Here is a 17,599-nt window from a genome sequence, read left to right as displayed (position 1 = left end):
TGTCCGCCGCACAAAGGTTACAAATAGGGTCTTTTCTTTAAGGTGAATATTGTATATCCTCTATAATGTGGTTTATCAAAACCGTGTTTTAAAAATTTTACGAATTATATGATATATATAGCTTAAATTGGAATGACAACTAAATTTTAATAATAAATTCAGTAAAATAAACATTAGAAAACGCTTCCATATAGGGTTAGAGGAACAGAAGAAAGGAAGGAATACATGCATAAACGTAAACTTGGCGGAATGCTGATGCTCATGGCTTTTCTACTTTCAGCATGCAGCGGTTTAGGCTTAAGCAATAATTCAAATACAATATCCTTCAGCAAAACGGCTGATGAAGTGAAGGCAGGAGGTACCATTACCTATGGCTACACCTCACCCTTCCAGGGATTGTTTGAACCCGCTTTTTTTGAAGGAGATGATGATTCCAATGTTCTTGATTTCATTACGGAGGCTATGTTTACCGTCGAGGATGACCTGACGACCGTACCGAATATTGCTTCCTGGCAGGAATCCGAAGATCATACCGTGTTCACATTCAGCATTAAACCTGGTGTCCGCTGGCATAACGGCGATGAGCTGACGGTGGAAGACTGGAAATTTGCACTTGAGACAATTGCCAGCCCTGACTACACAGGTTCAAGGTATTACAGCGTGGAAATGATTAAGGGAGTAGAAGATTATCATAGCGGAAAAGCGAAGGAAATCTCCGGAATCAAAGTCATTGATCCATATCGGCTGAGAATTACGGTAAATGCCGCACGAGTAAATACAATTGACAATTTGTGGCCTTATCCGATGAACAAGAAATATTATAGCGGAGTGGCTGTTAAAGATATGCCGGAAAGTGATCAGGTGCGGAAAAACCCAATTGGCATTGGCCCCTTTGAGATAACGCAAATTCAGCCGGGGCAGCTTGTGGAAATGAAGCGGTTTGACCATTATCACCGGGGAAAGGCGTTGCTTGACGCTGTTGTATATAAGGTAGTGGATCCTGAGAGCCTTTCTCCCCAGTTCGAGGAAGGCATGATCGATATTGGAACGGTTCCGCGGGATAACTTTGCAGCCATAAAGGACTTGGATAATATTGAGGTTCTGCAGTCACCGGAGCTGTCCTACGAATACATAGGCTTCAAATTTGGACATTGGGATGATGTAACACAACAAAATGTCATGGATAACCCCAAGTTTGCAGACAAGCGCTTGCGCAAAGCTATGTACTACGCACTGGACCGTCAAGGTATTATCAATAAATTCTCCAATGGACTGGGAACGCTGATTGAAACTCCGGTCCCCAGTACAAGCTGGGCCAAAATTGCCGATTCAGAAATTATTACCTATCCCTATCACCCTGAACTTGCCAGGTCATTGCTTGATGAAGCGGGATATGTGGATGTGGATGGCGACGGCTTGCGCGAGGACCCCAAGGGAGCTAAATTCATCATTCACTATGATGCCATGAACGGCAGCAAGACCTCAGCGCCGCGCACGCAGGCGATTCTGCAGAATTGGCGGGAGGTCGGCCTAGATGTACAGCTAAACGGCGGAAGTCTGAAAGAGCTGAATACGTTCTACGAAGCGGTAGAGAACGATGATCCTTCGGTCGAGCTGTTTAACGGGGTATGGGGACTAGCCAGTGACCCGGATCCGTCAGGCTTGTGGCGCTCATCAGATCTGTGGAATTATTCGCGCTGGCATTCAACACGCAGCGAAGAACTGATCCGTGAGGGTGTGGGCACCAAATCGTATGATAAGGAGCATCGCAAGCAGGTGTATTATGAGTGGCAGAAGCTGATTAACGAAGAGGTTCCGATGATCTTTTTTGCCGAACGGGCCAATATTACTGCTGTTAATCATCGTTTGCAGGGCGTAAGAGTGAATGCTATAAGCAATATTGTGGAGCCGCAGAAGTGGTGGATTAAGGATATCGATTAGACATTTGAGACCGCAAAAACCGCATCCCGAGAGATCACGGGGGTTGCGGTCTTTTTGTGTCAAAGCCTAAGCTGGTCAGCAGGTTTTTAAATATTTATTTGTCAAGTTGTATAACAAAATAGAGTTTTGCTCGTCATATACTTTATGGATTACAAGTTGCTGCAGCACAGATGATGTCGGTATTTGTTGTTTCTTTTTATGCGTCAAGTGATTACAATAGAAATATTGTTTCTGTGTCAAAGTTGTTTTCCAGGTTTATTCAACAATTAGAATGACCCTAATTCCTGAAAGGGGGAACACTAAGACTGAATAAGGGCAGAGAGCATGTTCAACAAAAGAAACCCAGTCATGACTGTCTGGTAAGCAGCAGGCAAGCATTGTAAATAGATCTTCAAGCAATCCTGTGTATATTCCACCATAAAGAAGGAATCCAATGATGAAGAAGAAAAAAATAAAAAAAAGGTATATTGCCCTTATAGCACTTGTAGTCATCCTCGCCGGGGGTTTTCTGTTTCAAAAACAGCTGGCCGTCGTGGCTTTTGATCTTTTCCTGTCAGACCGGGTCGAAAAAACATTGGCGGAAGAATCTTATCAGCCTTTGAACGACAACAAAGTCAAACCGGAGTCGGTTGTTTATAAAAGCGACCCGTTCTCTCTCATGCTTCTGGGTACAGACCAGCGTGACAATGAAACGGCGCGTTCCGATACGATGATCTATGCGGTCATTCGTCCAGAGGATTACAAGATGCTGCTCATTTCCATACCGCGGGATACGTACACCGAAATCATCGGGCATAATGACAACAAGAAAGACAAAATCACACATGCTTACGCATTTGGCGGCCAGCAAATGGCTAAGGATACGCTGGAGGCACTGCTGGGGCACGATATTCAATATTATGCCACAATTAATTTCCAAGGCCTCAAGGATGCGGTGAATGCCATTGGAGGCGTACCGCTGCCGATTAAGAAGGATATCGTAAACAAAGGCAAGGATCATGAGAAATTTACGATCGAGGGCGGCAAATCGAACTACGATGGTGAAGAGGCGCTCAATTACACCCGTTACCGGGAGGACAGTGATTTTAACCGGACCAAACGGCAGCAGGTCTTTATTGATGTGGTTGCGAATAAAATGTTATCAATCAGCCAAATCGGCAAGATCCCTGAGCTGCTGGACATTATGGGTGAAAATTTCAAGACCGATATCGAGCCGTCCACCATTATTAGCCTGGCCAAGAAATTCATGAGCGGCAAAGACATGGATATTTCCAGCTTTACCGTGATGGGTGAAGGGGAGCGTATCAACGGATTGTATTACGATATCATAGATGAAGAAGACTTGAAGGAAGCGAAGGCCTTGATCGACAATTGGATGAGTGCCAGCACACCGGTTGATCAGCTGATTGAGCCGGGCAAAGCGAAAAACGCGCTGGAGCCTAAGGCTACAGCTCAAGCACAATAGAACGGTCAGGACGAATATCATATCCTTAAAAAAGCAGCAGCCATGTGCAAGGTTAGTGGCTGCTGCTTACTGTCTTCATGGTATAATGAGATGGAACTTATTGCTCGCTTAGGCGTATAACTACAATGGCCCTGTAACAAGGGGAAGGTAAGTGTTAATTCCTTCGGAACTCTTTGAGGAGGATCAAGAGATGAATATTGCGTTTTTTTTACTTCCGAAGCAGGAGGTCGCGTGCGTGACACTGGATTCAACACTGCGGCAGACTCTGGAACGGATGGAATTTCACCGCTATACTGCTGTACCGATCCTGAACCGGAACGGGGAATATGCCGGAACCGTAACAGAAGGCGATTTGCTCTGGTACATGAAGGACTCGGGCGGGGCGGTTACGTTTGAAAATGCTTCAAAATATTTGCTTAAAGATGTGCCGCTGCGGATGAACAATCTGCCGGTATCGATCAACGCCGATATGGAGGATTTGATTAATCTGGCCAAGGTGCAGAACTTTGTGCCGGTGGTCGACGATATGAACCGATTTATCGGTATTGTCCGCCGGAGTCAAATTATTGAATATTGTGAGAAGGTTGTTTCGCGGCAATCGCAGGAATCGTTATAATTTATTGATGCATCAGATGCAATTGCAGTAAGGCCTGTATTTCCGGCAACAAACGGAATGCGGGCCTTTTTTGAAGAGGGGTAGCCCGTAGAAGCAGTGTTAACGGGGCCTATTGTCTGAAGACAAACAGGGCTCTTTCCGGGGGGGTGACGTCCCGTGTGGCTGGGAAATATTTATGCTATAATGGAGAATAATGCTTTTTGCCGGAGGTTAAGAGACATGCCCAATGTGCCGAAGGATTTGGATGTGGCCAAACGCGCCAAGGTAATTGAGTGGTTAAAAACCGAAGTAATTGATCAAGTCTCAAGGCTGTTCAAGGCATTGTGGGAAGGCAGCACGGCCCGTGTGGGCGACAGTCTGGCCAGCCTGATTATGAGCTCATATATTCTGGGGCGCAGACTGGGTATTCCCTATCGAGAGCTGGATGATTTATTAATCGAAAAGCTTAGAAAGCACAGGCAGGAAGGGCATCAGCTTGAAGAATGGTACCAGGATATATCTGCGTTAGAAGAACATATGCGTAAGAGGTGAATACTGTTGAAATTTCGCTGGACATCTGTGGCATGGAGCATCGTCTACTTGCTGCTGCTGCTATCCTTATCAACCCCGCTGCTCATTATCACTACCCTTTTCTTGATTATTCCGGCTGTAGTGCTATTCACTACTCTGAGTACTAAACAGTTTATTGTACATCTACTGCCAGTACTGCTGATTGTAGGCCTGATTACGCCTGTTTACGTAGTGTTAGCGCTCTATTTCTTAATCCCGGCAATAGTTATGGGACGATGGTACAAGAAACGCGCTTCGGCGCTGTCCACCATCCTTGCGGGAACCGTTACGATTTTAGGCGAGTTTCTGCTGCTGCTGGTGATCGGTACGGCGCTGTTCAATTTTGATCTCTCCAGTTATGTCAATGATATGATGCAGATGGTTACGTCCCCGCTCTCTGATCTGGGCACGGGCAATCCGCTGATGACCGAGTTCAATCTTACATCTGAGGATGTAAATACAATCAGTCATATGACCATACAGGTTATTCCTATGACGCTGATTCTGAGCTCATTTATGATGGCTGTAATCACCCACTCCATTGTCCGCCCCATCCTTAACAGCATGGAATATGCGGTTCCCAAGCTGAAGCCTGCGCGTGAATGGAGACTTTCAAGATCATTTATCTGGTACTATCTGCTGGGAGTCGTAATTAACCTGCTGTTTGGCAATTCAGACAACAGCTTTATGCTGATGATCTCGGCCAATCTGCTGCCATTGCTGCAAATTGTATTTAAAATCCAGACGATCGGATTCCTGTTCTTCGTGGTCTATGAGCGAAAATGGAGCAAGATTGTGGCGATACTGCTGGCACTGCCGGTTATTTGGCTGCCGGGATTATGGATTATCGGTATTATCGATATGGCGTTCCCACTGCGAGAGCTAGTGAAGAAATCGAAACGATAGGGTGAGAGCTCATGCCTAAATTTCTGCAAAGACGCTGGCACGGCTATCATACCGTATGGGCGTTCCTGCTGCTGCTGGTCCTTATTATAGTCGTCAGTATCTATAACTGGGCCCTGGGGATTGCCAGCCTGTTTCTGGCCGGCACTTTGTGTTTCTCCATGCTGCAAGCGGAGATCTCATTCCGGCGCAACCTGGTGGAATATATCAACGGGCTTTCTTTCCGCATCAAGCGGGTGGAAGGTGAAGCGGTCAGCATGCTTCCGCTCGGCATTATCCTGTATAGCGAAGACCGCACGGTGGAGTGGAACAACCGCAACGCCGGGGATATCTTTTCCCGGAAGTCCCTGGTAGGCGAAGCGCTGCAGGAGCTGCTGCCTGAGGTGATGTCCTCTCTGACGGGAAATGTGCCGGTCAAGCGGGACCCGGCCAAAGAGGGCGTGCTCAAGGACATCAGACAGGAAATTTCAGTGGATGACCGGTATTATCAGGCTGTGGCTATACCCAGCGAGCGTCTGCTCTATTTGTATGACATTACCGAGCTTGTGGTTCTGCGGGAAAGGTATGAAGAAGAGAAGCTGGCCATCGGTATTGTGATGATGGACAATCTGGATGAAGCAGCCCAAGGCATGGATGATCAGCAGCGCACTTCGCTGATCGCCAAGGTAGCCAGTGAGATTACGGAGTGGAGCAAGCAGTTTGAAGTATACCTGCGGCGGTTGTCCTCAGAGCGCTACCTGATGCTGCTGAATCACCGCAGCCTGCAGGCGCTGGAAGAGAGCCGGTTCGTTGTACTCGACGAAGTGCGCGAAATGACGGCCGACCTCAAGGTGCCGATGACGCTGAGCATAGGCCTTGCCTATGGTTCAGAGTCCGCCAGTGAGCTCGGAGCGCTGGCGCAATCCAGTCTGGACATGGCGCTGGGCCGCGGCGGGGATCAGGCAGCTGTTAAGGCGGGCCAGAGGCTCTCCTTCTATGGAGGCAAGAGCAATGCGGCGGAGAAGCGCACGAGAGTCCGGGCGCGGGTCATTGCGCATGCGCTGCGTGACCTGATGCAGGAGAGCGACAGAGTGCTGATTATGGGTCACCGGGTCCCCGATATCGATGCCGTAGGGGCCGCTATTGGGCTGCTTAAGGCGGCACAGATGTACAATGTGGAAGCTAACATCGTGATGGAGACGCCTAATCCGTCCATCACTAGGATGATGGAGCAGATCCGCCGCGATGATGAGCTGTACAAAACCTTTGTTACTACAGAGCAGGCACTCCAGATGATGACTGAACATACGCTGCTGATTGTCGTGGATACTCACAAGGCCTCCATGACGATGGAGCCGCGTCTCGTGCAGTACGCCAGCCGCATTGTTGTTGTTGACCATCATCGCCGGGGTGAGGAGTTCATTAATGATGCGGTGCTGGTCTATCTGGAGCCCTATGCCTCCTCCACCTGCGAGCTGGTAACAGAGCTGCTGCAGTACATTCATGACAAGATTAAGCTCAGTCCGCTGGAGGCTACCATGCTGCTCGCGGGAATTACGGTCGACACGAAGCATTTCGCGTTGCATACCGGCTCGCGAACCTTTGAAGCGGCAGGGTTTCTGCGGCGGATCGGTGCGGACACGATCCTTATCCAGCGTATGCTGAAAGAGGATTTGCAGGAGTACATTTCCAAAGCGGAAATTATCAAACATGCCCGGATGGTGTATGATCATATTGCACTCGTTGTAACCTCACCGGGAATGAAAATTCCACAGCTCTTAATTGCCCAGACAGCGGATACGCTGCTTGGAATGACGAATGTGGTGGCTTCATTCGTGATCAGTGAGCGGCCTGACGGCCTCATCGGCATCAGTGCCCGGTCACTCGGACGAATGAATGTGCAGGTGGTCATGGAGAAGCTCGGCGGCGGAGGGCATTTGTCCAACGCAGCGGTGCAGCTCGAGGGAACATGCAAGCAAGCAGAAGCCAGACTAATGGAAGTTCTGGCTGAAATTGAAGCGAAAGAGGGGCTATTCGAATGAAGGTCATTTTTATAAAGGATGTTAAAGGTCAAGGCAAGAAGGGGCAAGTGAAAGAGGTATCGGAAGGCTATGCAGCGAACTTCCTGCTGCCGCGCGGCTTGGTACGCCCGGCCACAGACGGCAATGTGAAAACTCTGGAGAATCAGGCAGCCGCCGAGCAGCGCCGCAAGGACCAGGAGAAAGAGGAAGCGCAGCAGCTGGGTAAGAAGCTGGACGAGCTGACGCTGACCCTGAAAGCAAAATCGGGTGAAGGCGGCCGTCTCTTCGGCGCTATTACAAGCAAGCAGATTGCCGAAACTTTGGTGGAAACACAAGGGATCGTAATCGACAAGCGTAAAATTGAGCTGAGTGATCCCATTCGCCATGTAGGTACGTTTCAGGTAAGTGTGAAGCTGCATACTGAAGTAAAGGCTAACCTTACGGTTCAGGTAACGGAGGAGTAAGATGGGTGGAGATCTCTTTTTCGATCGGATTCCCCCGCAGAACCTGGAGGCAGAGCAGGCTGTAATCGGTGCTGTTCTGCTGCAGGATGAAGCGCTGGTTACCGCGATGGAGCGGGTGAATACCGAAGACTTCTACGATAAACCGCATCAAATGATTTTTGAGGCGATGGTGCAGCTCGGAGAAGAGAGCCAGCCGATTGATCTGGTTACGCTGACGTCCAGACTGCAGGACAAGGGACAGCTTGAGGATATCGGCGGTGTCAGCTATTTGGCTAAGCTGGCGCATGCAGTGCCGACTGCGGCCAACGTGGAATATTATGCGCAGATCATTGAGGAGAAGGCGATGCTGCGGCGGCTGATCCGTACAGCGACGCAGATCGTCAGTGAAGGGTACACCGGCGGTGAGGATGTCGCTGATATGCTGAGCGATGCCGAGCGGCGGATTCTGGAGATCTCCAACCGCCGGAGCGGCAGCGGCTTCATCGCCATCCGCGATGTGCTCATGCAGGTCTTCGACCGCGTGGAGCTGCTTCATCAGAATAAGGGGGGCACCTCCGGGATCCCCACCGGCTTTGCCGACCTTGATCATATGACCAACGGCTTCCAGCGCAATGACCTGATTATTGTAGCGGCCCGTCCATCGGTAGGGAAGACGGCATTCGCACTGAATATTGCCCAGAATGTAGCGGTCCGTGCCAAAGAGACCGTAGCCATCTTCAGTCTGGAAATGTCGGCGCCGCAGCTGGTACAGCGTATGATCTGCGCGGAAGCCAACCTCGATGCCAACATTATGCGTACCGGTGATTTCAAAAGTGATGATGATTGGTCGAAGCTTACGATGGGGATTCAGTCCTTATCGGAAGCAGAAATCTATATTGATGATACTCCCGGGATCACGGTTACAGATATCCGGGCGAAATGCCGCAGGCTCAAGAAGGAAAAAGGCCTCGGCATGATCGTCATCGACTACTTGCAGCTGATTCAGGGCCGCGGCAAGGGCGGGGAGAACCGTCAGCAGGAGGTCTCCGAGATTTCCCGTACCCTGAAGCAGATTGCCCGTGAGCTTGATGTTCCGGTCATTGCCCTTTCCCAGCTCAGCCGGGGTGTGGAGCAGCGGCAGGACAAGCGTCCGATGATGAGTGACCTTCGGGAATCCGGTTCCATCGAGCAGGATGCTGATATCGTAGCCTTCCTGTATCGTGATGACTACTATAACCAGGATACCGAAAAGAAAAATATCATTGAAATTATTATTGCCAAACAGCGTAACGGCCCTGTCGGCACTGTAGAGCTTGTGTTCCTGAAAAATTTCAACAAGTTCGTCAACTACGAGCGGGCACACTCTGAACCTTTTGCAGGGTAGATCATTTATTCACAATTCCCGAACGATTGCACATTTCCTTGTGCGATCGTTCGTTTTTATTTGACTTTAAAAAGTACCGCTGTTACACTGGTTATTGTGCTTTAGCGGGTTAAAACTGCTTTGGCGTCCGGAGGGCTGCGTACATAAGAACGCTGTACAGAGCCCATATTATGAAAAATAATGGTGCTAGCTTGCACCTACGGAGGAATGAATATGTCAACGGTAGTCGTCGTGGGAACACAATGGGGAGACGAAGGCAAAGGGAAGATCACGGATTTTCTGGCAGAGAGCGCAGATGTGGTCGCCCGGTATCAGGGGGGTAACAATGCCGGTCACACGATTCTGATTGACGGAAAGAAATTCAAGCTGAGCTTGATTCCATCAGGTGTATTTTATAAAGAAAAGACTTGTGTAATCGGTAACGGAATGGTTATTAATCCGGAAGCCCTGATCCAAGAAATTAATTATATTCATGAGAACGGATTTGACACCAAAAATCTGGTGATCAGTGATCGTGCCCATGTCATTATGCCATATCATATGCTGCTTGATGCCTTGGAAGAAGACCGTAAAGGCCCGAACAAAATCGGTACTACACGCAAGGGAATTGGCCCGGCGTATATGGATAAAGCGGCACGCAACGGAATCCGGATCGCCGATCTGATGGATGCCGAGGAATTTGAGCTGAGACTGCGCCAATTAATGGAGGAAAAGAATCAGGTCATTACCCAGGTATATGGAGCGGAAGCCTTGAACGTGGAAGAAATTCTGGTCAAATATCTGGAGTATGCAGAAGTGCTTCGCGGTTATGTGACGGATACTTCAGTGGTTCTGAATGATGCTATAGATGCTGATTCCAGAGTACTGTTTGAAGGTGCCCAAGGTGTAATGCTGGATATCGATCAAGGGACTTATCCGTTTGTTACATCGTCAAACCCTTCGGCTGGCGGTGTGTGTATCGGCTCTGGCGTGGGCCCTTCGAAGATCAAGCAAGTTATCGGGGTTGCCAAGGCCTACACTACCCGTGTTGGCGATGGTCCGTTCCCTACTGAGCTGAACGATGCTACGGGTGATTACATCCGTGAAACAGGCCATGAATATGGTACTGTAACCGGACGTGCACGCCGTGTGGGCTGGTTCGACAGTGTCGTTGTCCGTCATGCCCGCCGGGTCAGCGGAATTACCGGTCTGTCGCTCAACTCGCTGGATGTGCTTAGCGGCCTTGAGACGGTGAAGATTTGCACCGGCTATAAATTCCGCGGCGAGGTGATTACTCACTATCCGGCCAGCCTCAAAATGCTGGCTGAATGCGAAGCCGTCTATGAGGAGCTTCCAGGCTGGAGCGAAGACATCACCGGAGCGAAGACACTGGAGGATCTGCCGGCTAATACACGCAGATATGTGGAGCGGGTATCGGAGCTTACAGGTATTCCGATTGCCATCTTCTCCGTAGGACGCAACCGTGAGCAGACCAATCAGGTTCTGCCTATCTATATCTAAGTAATTCCTGTGAGTAAAGGGGCCCTATATGGGTCTCTTTTTTTTTTTGCGCTTCAACAATTATGTAATATTTTGGTTTCCCGGAGCCGGTTCTAGTCAATACTGGGAGGATGAAAGCAATAACGCACTGATCCTCCGGAGATTGAATATGAACAGGGCGCAAGGGAGTGATGAAGATGAAGATAGTAAGACGTGCACTTGGAGTCTGCCTGATTGTCGTACTGGCCAGCGCACTTTCGGTTCTGACCACGGCATTCGTCGTCAATACGTATATACAGTCGGTGTTAGCCAGTTTTGATATAAAGCTGGAGGGGCCGTCACCGGGAATCGGCGGTTTTATCAAGAGCCTCACGGGAATGGGAGCCACAGATAACGCCAAAAATGTAGCTGAGGATGTTAAAGATGCTCCCGGTGCAAAGAAAGACAGTAAAAGTGAAACGGTGGACACACCAGAACAAAAAACGGAGAAGTCCGTGGAGGAAAAGGTGCCTGAGGATGCTTTGGCTGTAATGGGAGAGGCTTCCGGAGAGGAAGAACAAAGTGACAGTGCACTGGACCAGCAGCTGGTGATGACACCGGAAGCGATGGGTGAGCTCAAGGACAGTTTGCCCGTGGATGAGAAATCCAATATTTTCAATATCCTGATGACCAAACTTCCGCAGGAGGAGATGCAGAAAATCTCAACGGCGATGGAGGATGGGTTGACGGAGAATGAAGTGAAGGAACTGCAGCAAGTCATTGCCAAGTATGTAAATCCTGATGAATATGACACATTAATGAAAATGCTTACACCCAATTCAACTGAGGGTACCACAAACTAAAAATTGTCATTTTTTGGACACGTTATTGATGTTAAAATGTCAAAATCATGGAAGAAACCCGCGATTATCACGGGTTTTGTCTTTGGGGTAAAGTTGAAATTTTTCTGCCGTCTATGGTACAGTAAAAAAGGACTATAAGGGGTTAATTTTTTGTAACCTTTTTAAATATAAGAAAAGTACGAATTTTACCTCATACTTTATGCTTATATTTTGGGACGGAAACGAAATGCAGGTACACTAACGCACATAGTAAATAGATGCAGCAGCATATATAAAAGGGGTCGAATAACAAGGTTGGCCGCTTCTAAGCGGACTGAAAGGGAGAGTTTCATGAAAGGATTTAAGTTCATGCGCGGGATGGGGAAACTGCGGGACAAAGCAGAGACATCCGCAGAATTCAGCGCAGAAAGTCAAAAGGGCAGTTCTGCCTCTAGCGAAACTAACGTCTTTTATCAAGAAACCAAACCTCGGAGATTCCGGCGGTCCTGGATAGCAGCTTCTGCCGGTCTGGTGCTTCTGGCGACCTTTTTAATCGGGGCAGAGAAGAAATATGTGACCGCGAACACGGTAACCTATTATAAGGTGCTGGTTAAGGGTGAGGAAATCGGAAAGATCAGTGAGGAAACGGAGCTGGACCGGCTGTTCGAAGAGAAGCAGCAGGAATATCAGCTCAAGTATCCCGATTCAGTGATGGTGCTGCAAACAAGCGGCATTACGACAGAGGCGGAAAAAGCGTATAAACCGGAGATAGACAGTGCGGCTACGCTGGACAAGCTGGATGGCATGCTTAAAGCTTATGCAGTGGGTGTGCAGCTGACGGTGGATGGCAAAGCTGTGGGGATTGTCAAAGATCAGGAGACAGCGAATGCCGTCCTGCAGGGCGTGAAAGAACACTACGTTCCGGCTGCCGCGGTTTCAACGGGCGCCCAGCTCAAGAGGACAGCAGCTACGCGTTCCGCGAAGGCGGCTGCACCGGCAAATGCAGACAAGGTAGAATCGGTTGCCATTCAGGAGGACGTTGCCGTGGTTCCTGTTAAGGCGGACCCCACCCAGGTACTGAGCGTCGAGGAAGCGGTTGAGGTGCTCACCGAAGGGAAAGAGGAGCCGCTTGTTTATGCGGTTCAGGAAGGCGATACCGTTTCTGGGATTGCCAAACGTTTTGAGATTACGCAGGCTGATATTTTCCGCAACAATCCGTCGGTGAAAGAGCTGACCCTGCAAATTGGAGACGAGCTGCAATTGACCGTACCACAGCCAGAGCTTACTGTAGTGACCGTGGAGCAGGTATCGGAGCAGCTTGTCACTGAACCGGAAGTGATTGTCCGCAAGAGCGATGAGCTGGCAGCAGGCAAGAGCAAGGTTGTCCGGGCAGGACAGACCGGCGTGAAACAGATGCAGTACCGGGTGACCAAGGAAAACGGCCTCGTAGTGAAGGAAGAATGGATGGGCCAGGCGGTTCTGAAGGCTTCCTTGCCTGAGGTGGTCTATCGCGGCACGAAGGTGGTCGGCGAAGGAACAGGCATGTTCGCCTGGCCGGTCAGCGGGGCAAGCCTCTCCAGCAGCTTTGGCCAGCGCTGGGGACGAAGCCATAAAGGAGTCGATCTCGTATCCGGCAACCGGACCATCACAGCTGCGGATGCCGGGACGGTTACTTTTGCAGGTGTACAGAGCGGCTACGGCAATGTGGTCATTGTGGATCACAAAAATGGATATGTGACCTACTACGGCCATCTGAGAAGCATCTCAGTTTCTGTCGGCCAGCGGCTGGAGCAGGGAGCCAGCATTGGTGTTATGGGCAACACGGGGCGTTCAACCGGTACCCATCTGCATTTTGAGATCCGCAAGAACGGCACAGCGGTCAATCCGCTGAGATATCTGAAATAATCCATAGGTTATAATCAGCCGTCCGATTTTTCGGGCGGCTTTATCTTTTAAAGCTAAAAATATATTGATGAACTGGATGAAAGTACATTTCTATCCCCACTTCGTAGGATGTGACGCCAGTGCAGGTATGTTAAAATAAGAGAATGAGTGATTAGTACGCTTAGAAAGGTGAAGCTGAGCATATGCAGATGGGAACGATTCTGGTAGTAGACGATGAACAGCCTATTGCTGATATATTAAAGTTTAATCTCGAAAAAGAGGGCTATGAGGTAATCTGTGCCTTTGACGGCAACAGTGCTGTGGAGCTAGCTCTGTCCAGACGGCCCGATCTGATGCTGCTTGATCTGATGCTTCCCGGTAAGGATGGCATGGATGTCTGCCGCGAAGTGCGCTCAGCGCATTTGGACATCCCGATCATTATGCTGACAGCCAAAGACGGTGAGATCGACAAAGTGCTGGGTCTGGAATTGGGTGCGGATGATTATGTGACCAAGCCTTTCAGCACGCGCGAGCTGCTGGCCAGAGTCAAAGCTCAAATGAGGCGCCAGCATAAGCCATCGCCGTCCGATATGCTTAGTGAAAGAGCGGAGGGCAAACAGGGCGTCAATCATTTCGGCCTGTTCGTTGATACCGACATGTACATGGTTTATAAAGACGGAGAGCCGCTCGATTTAACACATCGTGAGTATGAGCTGCTCTATTATATGATTCGCCACGCCGGCAAAGTAATGACCCGGGAGCATCTGCTGCAGGCGGTATGGGGCTTCGAATACTTCGGGGATGTGCGGACCGTGGATGTCACGATCCGCCGGCTGAGAGAAAAAATTGAGGAGAATCCCAGCAAGCCGGAATATATCTTCACCCGGCGCGGACTCGGTTATTTGATGCATAGCCCCAAAAGCGGGGGGCTGTGATGAAAGGGCGGTCCTTTTTCCGGACGATTCAGGCCAAGCTTATCATTATTTACGTGCTGCTGATTCTGATCGCGATGCAGCTGATTGGTGTATATTTTGTCAGCTCGATGAAGAATTCACTGACTGATAACTTCACCAAAGATTTAAAGGCGCGGGCAGAAATGTTGTCGATCCTTACGGCAGATAAACTGGGCAGCGAAGCCGGAACAGCCGGTGAAGAGACTGCGGTCGAGAGTCTGCGCGGAATGGTCAATAATCTGTATATCAGCGGAGCTGAAATTCAGGTACTGGATGCGAGCGGTAAAATTATTACGACATCTGTCCCTTCGCAAAATGATTATGTCGGGCAGCGGAACACACAAACCGTGGTCAGCCGCGCCCTGCAAGGCATCAGCGATAATGAGGAATATATCATCGCCGATGATAATGTGCGCAAGAAGGTGGTCGCCAAGCCGGTTCTCTCCGGCGACAAAGTGGTAGGCGCGATTTATATTGCTGCCGATATGAAAGATTTATACGCCACGATGAGCCGGATTAACAGCGTGTTCCTCTCCGGTCTGCTGCTGGCGCTCGCCCTGACGGCCGTTCTGTGTGTCATTCTCGCCCATACGATCACCCATCCTATCAAGGAGATGACCCGGCATGCCACAGCGGTTGCTGAGGGCCGGTTCAACCGTAAGATGCCTGTGTTCGGCAATGATGAAATTGGGCAGCTCAGTCAGGCGTTCAACTATATGACAGGAAGGCTCCGCGAAGCGCTGTCGCAGAATGAAGAGGAGAAGGAGAAGCTTGCTTCCATCCTGACCAATATGAGTGACGGCGTGGTTGCTACTGATGAAAGCGGCGTGGTGATTCTGATGAATACCCGGGCAGCAGATATGCTGGGAGCAGAAGGCCCGCTTCCGGAAGGGGCACCGCTCGATGAGCTGCTCGGTCTCGATCATGAGCAGTCGGGGTCGCTGGCGCAAGGCAACGCCCAATCAGCGATGCTTCATCTCTCGCCAATGGGCGGAGGCGATCCCAATATCGTCCGGGTGACCTTCACCCCGATTCACCGCCGTGAAGGCGGAGGGATTGCCGGAACCATTGCGGTGCTGCAGGATGTTACCGAGCAGGAGAATCTGGAAGAATCGCGGCGGGAGTTCGTGGCGAATGTCTCGCATGAGCTGCGGACTCCACTGACGACGATCAAGAGCTATGTTGAAGCGCTTGATGATGGGGCGCTCGATGATCCGCAGCTTGCTGCGCGGTTTGTCGGAGTCATCCGCAATGAGACAGAACGGATGATCCGGCTTGTTACGGATCTGCTGCATCTCTCGCGGCTGGATTCGAGGGAATCGAGCCTGCGCATTCAGCAGACGGATATCTCCGAGATGCTGGAGGATGTGGCGGACCGCTTCTCCTTCCAGATTCGCCAGAAACGAATTCATATCAGCACAAGAGTGCGCAAGGAAGTCGCCACGGCCTGGCTGGACCGTGATCAAATTGATCAGGTGCTGGGCAATTTGGTCTCCAATGCGCTGAAATATACGCCGGAAGGCGGAACCATTCAATTGGAGGCACTCAAAACCGAAGATGGAATGCTGGCCGTTTCTGTACGTGATTCCGGGATTGGGATTCCCAAGAAGGATATCGAACGGATTTTTGAACGTTTTTACCGGGTTGATAAAGCCCGCTCGCGCAATATGGGCGGCACTGGACTCGGGCTGTCCATTGCCCGGGAAATTGTCAAAGCGCATGGCGGGTCAATTTCCCTGCAGTCAGAGCTTAATGAAGGCTCGCTGGTAACCTTCACACTGCCTCTGAAAGAGCAAAGGGGGAGTGTATTGTGAAGGAAACAATCAAGTCATGGATACTTGCCCTGCTCGTTTGCGGAAGTCTTGTAGAGAGCTATTATCTGATCTACCGGCTGCCGGGGAGCGACTCAGCGGTGATGTCAGAGAACTTGTATGTGAAGACAGATAATATGGGGCCCGAAGAAAAAGTAGAGAATCTGCTCTACCCTGATAAAATGATCATTCATATGGGGGAGGACAAGCATACGCTGTTTTATCCCGGCTCCACCTTCTATGACCTGATCATGAACCGGCTGAAAGGACGCGGGTTTGAGAGCTTTCAGCGGCGCTCGGTGCAGGATTTCGATTGGGACAAGATCCGCAGTGAGAATTCGGGCATTGAGCTGTCCTTCGGTGCCGGCATTCCGGTAACCTTGCTGCAGCGGGTAATGCAGCTTGCTCCCGATTCGCTGTTCCAGGGAGAAAGCATTGACCGGATCTGGATTTACAATATTAAAAATGATTCCAAGGCACATGCCGTCTTTTTCAGCACCAGAGGCGATATCGTATATGAAGCGGCTAAGGCCGATTTGACCGTTCAGGACGTGCAGCAGCATGTGGATTTCGGTATGAATTGGACGCCATATACCGCAGTGAATGGCGATTATTATGTGCCGGAAGAAAAAATATCGCTGGTTGAGGTGGAAATCCCCTCCGGCATGTACACCATTGAACAAATGCAGAACAATCTATTCTTTGATGCCGGGAGTACCAGATATATTCCAGAGAAGGATGGCTCAAAGATTTATACAGACAGCAAACGCAGCCTGCAGGTTGATCAGGAACAGAACTGGATGAGCTATAGCGATCCGGCTGCACTTCCTGCGGGTGAAAGTACACCTGCGAAGGATGCCCTGGAAGCGGTGGATTTTGTCAATCAGCATGGCGGATGGAACGGTACATACCGTCTGGCATCAACGGAGGAAGGCAACCAGGAGCGGACCGTTTCCTTCCAGCAGTACTACGGTTCTTATCCGATTATGAGCAAGCCGAAGCTGCAGTATGGCGTCATTAACCTTGAGCTGCAGCAGGGCACAGTATCCTCCTATGAGCGATCGCTGATGTATACGGAAGAGGGAAAAGCCGTTAAACAGGTCGTGGAGCTTCCCGGTGGCGATGAGCTGCGGGCTAAGCTGGCCCAATTCAGCGAAGCTTCGCCTGTGAAGGATTTGACCCCGGCCTATGTTGCTTCATTAAACGGGGAGAAGCTGAAGCTCCTGCCGGTATGGCGGGTAACGCTCCGTGACGGTACTTTCCTTACACTGAACTAGAGTAATAGACGCACGGGAATTCACACGACGAAGCAGAATCAATGAAGTGAATGCTCACAAACGAAGCGAATGC

14 protein-coding genes are annotated in these 17,599 nt (G+C 50.0%); all 14 read left to right on the top strand.

What is annotated here, in order from left to right; all coding sequences use genetic code 11:
- The first annotated feature begins 225 nt into the window (after positions 1-225).
- The 14 genes from opp4A (at position 226) to yycH (ending at position 17,526) form a co-directional block, all read left to right on the top strand.
- Positions 226-1,941 (top strand): oligopeptide ABC transporter substrate-binding protein, encoded by a 1,716-nt coding sequence (gene opp4A / locus NSS79_RS34040; RefSeq protein WP_342437811.1) that lies wholly within the window; start codon positions 226-228, stop codon positions 1,939-1,941.
- A gap of 436 nt (positions 1,942-2,377) precedes the next feature.
- Positions 2,378-3,406 (top strand): LCP family protein, encoded by a 1,029-nt coding sequence (locus NSS79_RS34035; protein WP_342440494.1) that lies wholly within the window; start codon positions 2,378-2,380, stop codon positions 3,404-3,406.
- Positions 3,407-3,596: 190 nt separating this feature from the next.
- Positions 3,597-4,022 (top strand): CBS domain-containing protein, encoded by a 426-nt coding sequence (locus NSS79_RS34030; protein WP_342437810.1) that lies wholly within the window; start codon positions 3,597-3,599, stop codon positions 4,020-4,022.
- Positions 4,023-4,241: 219 nt separating this feature from the next.
- Positions 4,242-4,553, top strand: a complete 312-nt coding sequence (locus NSS79_RS34025) for a MazG-like family protein (RefSeq protein ID WP_036706324.1) — start codon at positions 4,242-4,244, stop codon at positions 4,551-4,553.
- A 6-nt stretch (positions 4,554-4,559) separates the two neighbouring features.
- On the top strand, positions 4,560-5,477 hold the full coding sequence (locus tag NSS79_RS34020) for a DUF2232 domain-containing protein (RefSeq protein ID WP_038598241.1): 918 nt from the start codon (positions 4,560-4,562) through the stop codon (positions 5,475-5,477).
- An 11-nt stretch (positions 5,478-5,488) separates the two neighbouring features.
- Positions 5,489-7,495, top strand: a complete 2,007-nt coding sequence (locus tag NSS79_RS34015; RefSeq protein ID WP_342437809.1) for a DHH family phosphoesterase — start codon at positions 5,489-5,491, stop codon at positions 7,493-7,495.
- A complete protein-coding gene (gene rplI / locus NSS79_RS34010; RefSeq protein WP_038598236.1) occupies positions 7,492-7,938 on the top strand; it encodes a 50S ribosomal protein L9 in 447 nt (148 codons plus the stop codon). The genes NSS79_RS34015 and rplI overlap by 4 nt, the downstream gene beginning before the upstream one ends.
- 1 nt (position 7,939) lies before the next feature.
- Positions 7,940-9,301 (top strand): replicative DNA helicase, encoded by a 1,362-nt coding sequence (gene dnaB, locus NSS79_RS34005; protein ID WP_038598234.1) that lies wholly within the window; start codon positions 7,940-7,942, stop codon positions 9,299-9,301.
- 213 nt (positions 9,302-9,514) lie between these two features.
- The gene (locus tag NSS79_RS34000) at positions 9,515-10,801 is read left to right on the top strand and encodes an adenylosuccinate synthase (protein WP_038598232.1); all 1,287 of its coding nucleotides are present in this window, start codon (positions 9,515-9,517) and stop codon (positions 10,799-10,801) included.
- Between the two features lie 176 nt (positions 10,802-10,977).
- Complete coding sequence (locus tag NSS79_RS33995) at positions 10,978-11,622, top strand: hypothetical protein (RefSeq protein ID WP_342437808.1); 645 nt, start codon at positions 10,978-10,980, stop codon at positions 11,620-11,622.
- 330 nt (positions 11,623-11,952) lie between these two features.
- A complete protein-coding gene (locus NSS79_RS33990) occupies positions 11,953-13,506 on the top strand; it encodes a M23 family metallopeptidase (RefSeq protein WP_342437807.1) in 1,554 nt (517 codons plus the stop codon).
- A 182-nt stretch (positions 13,507-13,688) separates the two neighbouring features.
- On the top strand, positions 13,689-14,420 hold the full coding sequence (gene yycF, locus NSS79_RS33985) for a response regulator YycF (protein WP_342437806.1): 732 nt from the start codon (positions 13,689-13,691) through the stop codon (positions 14,418-14,420).
- Positions 14,420-16,252 carry a cell wall metabolism sensor histidine kinase WalK gene (gene walK / locus NSS79_RS33980; RefSeq protein ID WP_038598224.1) on the top strand — a complete coding sequence of 611 codons (1,833 nt, stop codon included), beginning with the start codon at positions 14,420-14,422 and terminating at the stop codon, positions 16,250-16,252. Before yycF ends, walK begins: the two co-directional genes overlap by 1 nt.
- Positions 16,249-17,526, top strand: a complete 1,278-nt coding sequence (gene yycH / locus NSS79_RS33975; RefSeq protein ID WP_342437805.1) for a two-component system activity regulator YycH — start codon at positions 16,249-16,251, stop codon at positions 17,524-17,526. The genes walK and yycH overlap by 4 nt, the downstream gene beginning before the upstream one ends.
- Positions 17,527-17,599: the final 73 nt, after the last annotated feature.

This window comes from Paenibacillus sp. FSL L8-0436 (assembly GCF_038593025.1).
Taxonomy (GTDB): Bacteria; Bacillota; Bacilli; order Paenibacillales; family Paenibacillaceae; genus Paenibacillus_AQ.
The sequence above is the reverse complement of the archived record's forward strand: the minus strand, read 5'-3'. Positions and strand labels throughout refer to the sequence as shown.